Annotated in this window: 1 protein-coding gene; it reads left to right on the top strand. The window is 70.1% G+C overall.

Annotation, left to right across the window (positions count from 1 at the left end; translation table 11 throughout):
- Positions 1-38: 38 nt before the first annotated feature.
- A partial coding sequence (locus tag AC08OX_RS16420) for an Eco57I restriction-modification methylase domain-containing protein (RefSeq protein ID WP_476608623.1) occupies positions 39-3196 on the top strand: 3158 nt, incomplete at its 3' end.

The following is a 3196-nucleotide window of genomic DNA, read 5'->3' on the forward strand; positions in this document are numbered from 1 at the left end:
TCCGGACACAGCGGACACAGTGGCCGGGGGGGGACACAGTGGCCACGGGGGACACAGCGGCCGGGGGGTCGTCCGAGGTGAAACCGGACGCGGTCCGCGTGCTCGGTCTGGTCGTCGCGCCGTCACAGTCCCCGACGGCGCGGATCGCCGGGCAGGCCTGGGCTGCGATGTCGGTGGACCGGGCGGCGATCGCCTGCCGGCATCACGGGATCGAGCTCGCGCTGGTGACGAACGGCCGGCAGTGGGCGTTGGTTTGGGCGCCGCGCGGCGGGGTGACGGCGACGGCGGTGTTCGACGCGGTGTCCTGGCCGGAGGCGGCCGAGCGCGACGTCGTGCGGGCGTTCGTGTCGTTGCTGTGCCGGCGGCGCTTCTTCGGCGTACCCGACGACGAGACGCTGGTCCCGTTGCTGAAGGCGAGCCTCGGCAGCCAGGAGGAGATCACCGAGGCGCTCGGCGTCCAGGTCCGCCAGGCCGTGGAGCTGCTCGTCGCAGCCTTCGGCCGCTTGCACGTCGCCGAGCGGGACCGGGGTGGCGCCGGTCTGCGCGACGTCGGCGCGCACGACGTCTACCGGGGCGCGGTCGCGGTGATGATGCGCATCGTCTTCCTGCTCTACGCCGAGGAACGCGGTCTGCTGCCCGCCGGCAACGACCTGTACGCGAGTACCTACTCCGCCGGCCGGCTGTGCGCCGAGCTGGAACAGCAGCTTTACGACGGCGCGACCGAGGACGACCTGGAGCAGTCGACGGCGGCCTGGCACCGGCTGCGCGCCCTGTTCACCGCCGTGTACGCGGGGGTCGATCATCCCCGGCTGCGCATGCACGCCTACGCCGGGTCGCTGTTCGACCCGGCCGCCCATCCGTGGCTGCCACTCGGCGTGGACGACCGCACGGTGCTGCACATGCTGCGTGCCGTCCAGTACATCCAGGTCGGCAGCGGGAAGTCCCGGGAGCGGCGGACGCTGAGCTTCCGCTCGCTGGACGTCGAGCAGATCGGTTACGTCTACGAGGGTCTGCTCTCCTACGATGCCGAACGCGCCCCGGCCGCGGAGGTGGTCGTCGGCCTGGTCGGCCGGGAGGGGCTGGAGGCCGAGGCGAAGCTGTCCGAGCTGGAGGAGCTCGCCTCGCGTCACCGGGGCCGCCCGCTGCTCGCCGCCGCGCTCGCCGAGAGGTTCGCCGCCAGCGGGATCGGCGCGCCGAAGGCGGTCGAGCGCCGGCTCGTTCCGTTGGAGGCCGGCGAGCGGGAGGAGGCCCGCAAGGCCCTGCTCGCCGTGACCCGCGGCGACTACCCGACCGTCGAGCGGCTGCTGCCGTTCCACGGCCTGCTGCGCACGGACCTGCGCGGCCAGCCCGTCGTGGTCCTGGAGGACGGGCTGTACGTCACCGAGTCGCCGCTGCGGAAGAACACCGGCACCCACTACACCCCCAGGTTCCTGGCTGAGGAGGTCGCGGACAACACCCTGGCGCCCCTGGTCTACGCCCCCGGGCCGTTGCAGACCGCCGACCGGGGCGCCTGGCGGCTGCGGTCCAGCGCCGACATCCTGTCGCTGAAGGTTGCCGACATCGCGATGGGCTCGGCCGCGTTCCTCGTCGCCGCCGCCCGCTACCTCGGCGACCGGCTGGTGGAGGCGTGGATCCGTGAGGGTAACCCGCGGGCCGCCGGGCACGCCGGTGACGCCGACGCGGACGACGTCACCGTCGAGGCCCGCCGGCTGGTCATCGAGCACTGCCTGTACGGGGCGGACATCAACCCGATGGCCGTGGAGATGGCGAAGCTGTCGCTCTGGCTGGTGTCGATGGACCCGCGCCGGCCGTTCACCTTCCTCGACGACCGGCTCGTCTCCGGCGACTCCCTGCTCGGTATCACCTCGGTCGAGCAGCTGGAGTACATGTACCTCGACCCGGCCAAGGGCCGGAAGATCCACTCCGACATCTTCGGCTGGACCGCCGGCGTCCGTGAACTGGTCCGCGACGCCGCCGGGCGGCGCCGGGACCTCGTCGAGACCGACGGCTCGTCTCTGGTGGGACTTGCGAGGAAGCGCAGGCTCCTGTCGGGGGTGGAACACGACACCGAGCGGCTGCGGCTCTTCGCCGACCTGACTGCCGGCGCCGCGCTCGTCGGCTATCAGAAATGGTCGGGGACGAGTAACCCGCATGCCCGCGCCGAGATCGACGAGGAGAAGAAGGCCAGCCGGGAAAGCTTCTCCCTGACCGCGGCCCGCCTCGCTGATGAGGTCACCGGCAAGCGGGATGAGACCGAGGCCCGGAAAACGGCACAGTCCTGGTTGGCCACCGATTACGTTCCCGGCGGTTTTCGGCGGAAACCCCTGCACTGGCCGCTGGTCTTCCCCGAGGTCTTCGAGAAGGGCGGTTTCGACGCCGTCCTCGGCAACCCCCCGTTCCTCGGTGGCCAGAAGCTGACCGGTGCACTGGGCGTGGCGTATCGCGAGTACCTCGTCGAGGAGATCGGCGGGGGAGCACGGGGGAGCGCCGATCTGGTCGCCTACTTCGCGCTGCGTGCGCACTCTCTGCTCAACGGTGGCGGTCAGACGGGGTTGATCGCGACGAACACCCTGGCCCAGGGCGATACCCGTGAGGTCGGCCTTGACCAGATTGTCGCTGACGGGAACGTCATCCGCCGGTCGATCAAGAGCCGGCCCTGGCCGTCGAAGTCCGCGGTCCTGGAATTCAGCGCCGTCTGGACCACAGGGCAGATCGGGCCGGCCGCAGCCCGGTTCGCCGACGGCGTCCAGACCCCCGTGATCGCACCCTCCCTGGAGCCCGAGGCACGAGTGTCCGGAAATCCTCACCGGCTGGCGGCGAACGGTGCGCTGTCCTTTCAGGGATCGAACATATTGGGTCTTGGCTTCACGATGGAACCCGCCGAGGCCCGCGCGTTGATCGCGAAGGATCCGCGTAATATCGACGTGCTGTTCCCGTATCTGAACGGTCAGGATCTCAACTCGCGCCCCGACTGCTCGGGCAGTCGTTGGGTCATCAATTTCCACGACTGGCCTGAGGACCGCGCAAAGCGGTACCGCGACTGTTACGACCAGGTCCGCCTCCTCGTCAAGCCGGAACGTGACCTCAATCGCTTTAGTAAGTCGGCCCGTGAGCGGTGGTGGCGATACGAGCGTTCCAGGCCTGAACTCTACGGCGCTATCGCAGGTATCGGGCGGGTAATCGTCATCACTGAGCC

Source organism: Frankia sp. CoBUL1 (assembly GCF_978021245.1).